The following is a 2581-nucleotide window of genomic DNA, read 5'->3' as shown; positions in this document are numbered from 1 at the left end:
TGTCGGCGCTGATTGAAAACTGACCCACCCTGCCGATTGAAAATTGACCCAGGGCGGATTGCTGATTTTTGCATCAGCAATTGTGGATAAGCTTAGCAGTCGTGTCCCGGTGGAAGAGGCATTAAAGCCCCACCGCATGTGGGCATGCGGCAGGGTATTTTTGGTGCAGATCAAAACAGCTCATCGTCCTCGGCACCATCATTGTCTTTGCGCTTTCGTTCACGTGATTTGATCTTGGTCTGGGCGACCAAGCTGCTGTGTTGCAGGCGGTAGGACTCATTGCCCGTTTCGACGATGTGGCAGTGGTGTGTCAGCCGATCCAGCAACGCCGTTGTCATCTTGGCGTCACCAAACACGCTCGACCATTCCGAGAAGCTGAGGTTGGTGGTGATCACCACGCTGGTGTGCTCGTACAGCTTGGATAGCAGGTGAAATAACAGGGCACCACCGCTCTGGCTGAAGGGCAAATACCCCAGTTCATCGAGTATCACCAGGTCTGTTCGTAGCAGCCCTTGAGCGATGCGGCCCGTCTTGCCGTCGTACTTTTCGCGTTCCAGCAGATTGACCAGATCCACCGTGGAGTAGAAGCGCACGCGTTTGTGATGCGTCGTGATCCCGGACACAGCCAAGGCGGTGGCGAGGTGTGTTTTGCCTGTTCCAGGCCCGCCGATGAACACGACATTCTGCGCGGTATCGGTGAACTCCAGGTTGGACAGATCCCTGACCAGGCGGGCGTCTGCGCTGGAAGCGCTAAAGTCGAAGCCGGCCAAATCACGATGCATGGGGAGTTTGGCCATATTCATCTGGTGGTTCACTGAGCGCACCGCTCGATCCGCATGTTCTTGTTGGAGGAGATGCTCAAGCAGCCATTTCGACGAGGTCGTTGAGGCTTCGCCTTGCGAGGCCAGTTCTTCCCAGGCGCTGGCCATGCCATGCAGACGCAGTTCTTTGAGTTCCGCCTTAAGATCACGCATTGCGAGTCTCCTCATCGGTGGTACGGAGCCGGTCGTAGCGTGCCGTATTGGCGACAGGCACTATCTTGAGTTGAAGGCTGGTTTCGGCGGACGGAGGGGCTGCTGTCGATGTCAGTCGAGCCAGGACATTCAGGATGTGGTCAGCACTCAAGCTGCCTGATTCAAGTACCAATTCCACCGCCACCAACACGGCATCGAGCCCGGCGATGGGCACAGCCGCCAGTACCTGCGTCATGATTCGATCACCGTTGGTGTGACGCCTCAGACCGCGCTTTAGCAGTTGCAAAGGCTTCGGCAGATCAGCAAACGGAGCGCCATTGCGCAGCGCTCCGGGCTTGCGCTCGATAAGCGGAATGTAATGCTGCCAGTCAAAACTGACCTGATCTCGATCAAACAGGCGCTCATGACTGGCAATCGTCGTTTCATCGGCGATGACTACAATCCGGGAAGGATACAGACGGCTGCTGACCCACTGGCCGACCCGCTCACACGGCACCGAATAGCGATTTCGCGCCACGCTGATCAGACAGGTGCTGGAGACCCGTACGGTGCGCTCGACGTAGCCATCAAAGGCCGTCGGCATCGACATCATTTCGACCCGTTCCAGCTCCAGGACGTCCGCCACCGTCAGCCCGTTGTACTGCGGGTGCACCAGCTCGCTCCAGAGCGCACGACAGCGTTGGCCGAGCCAGGCATTCAGTTCCTCGAAGGTGTGGAATATGCAGTTTTGAGCATCGAGCCAGATGCGCCGCCGGCTGTCTTGGACGTTCTTTTCAACGATGCCTTTTTCCCAGCCGGAGGCCACGTTGCAGAAGTCCGGATCGAATAGGTAGTGGGCACACATGACGGCAAACCGGGCATTGACCGTGCGGCCTTTACCCTTGTTGACCTTGTCGACAGCGGTCTTCATGTTGTCGTAGATGCCACGACGCGGCACCCCACCTAACGCACCAAACGAGCGGGTATGGGCATCGAACAGCATCTCGTGGCCTTGGCTGGGATACGCAACCAACCAAAATGCGCGACTGGCGCACAGCTTCATATGGGAGACCTGGATGCGTCGGAACAGGCCGCCAATCAGCAGACCTTCTTCGCTCCAGTCGAATTGAAAGGCCTCGCCGAGTGCAAAGGTCAGCGGTACGAAGGCCCGTAACGATTTGCCTTGCTCACCGCGCCACGAGCGTATGAAGGCGGTGAGCTGGCTGTAGCCGCCGTCGTAACCCAGAGCCTTGATCTGTTCGAAGAGTGCTTTGGCGCTTCTGCGGTTGTGCTTTGCCCGAAACGAATCGGCCTTGAGCGCCTGCTCCAGCGTCTCGTGAAATGGACTGAGTTTGTTGAAGGTTGCGCACCGTTGGTACGCCGGCTGAGTGGCTTCGGGTGCTCTGACCCATTTTCGAATGGTGTTTCTCGACAGCCCGGTACGCTTGGCTATCTGGTGCAGCGAGAGCTTGTCGCGGAAGTACATCCGCCGGATTTTTCCCAACATTTCCATGCTGATCACCCTGTGTTCTCCTGCTCGAAAAGTGAGCAGAAGCAATTGAACACCTGGGTCAGTTTTCAGTCGGCAGAACAGCCTTTACTGGGTCAGTTTTCGGTCAGCGGCAACA

General features: G+C 57.3%; 2 protein-coding genes. Both read right to left on the bottom strand.

From position 1 onward, the window contains the following. Positions 1 to 170: 170 nt before the first annotated feature. On the bottom strand, positions 171 to 974 hold the full coding sequence (gene istB, locus F7R06_RS30600) for an IS21-like element helper ATPase IstB (protein WP_090321778.1): 804 nt from the start codon (positions 972 to 974) through the stop codon (positions 171 to 173). Then, positions 967 to 2466, bottom strand: coding sequence for an IS21 family transposase (gene istA, locus F7R06_RS30595; RefSeq protein WP_139204840.1), 1500 nt, complete (start codon positions 2464 to 2466; stop codon positions 967 to 969). The genes istB and istA overlap by 8 nt, the downstream gene beginning before the upstream one ends. Positions 2467 to 2581: the final 115 nt, after the last annotated feature.

Origin of the sequence: Pseudomonas moorei (assembly GCF_008801475.1) — a bacterium.
Lineage (GTDB): Bacteria > Pseudomonadota > Gammaproteobacteria > Pseudomonadales > Pseudomonadaceae > Aquipseudomonas > Aquipseudomonas moorei.
This window is presented reverse-complemented; position numbering and strand designations above follow the sequence as displayed.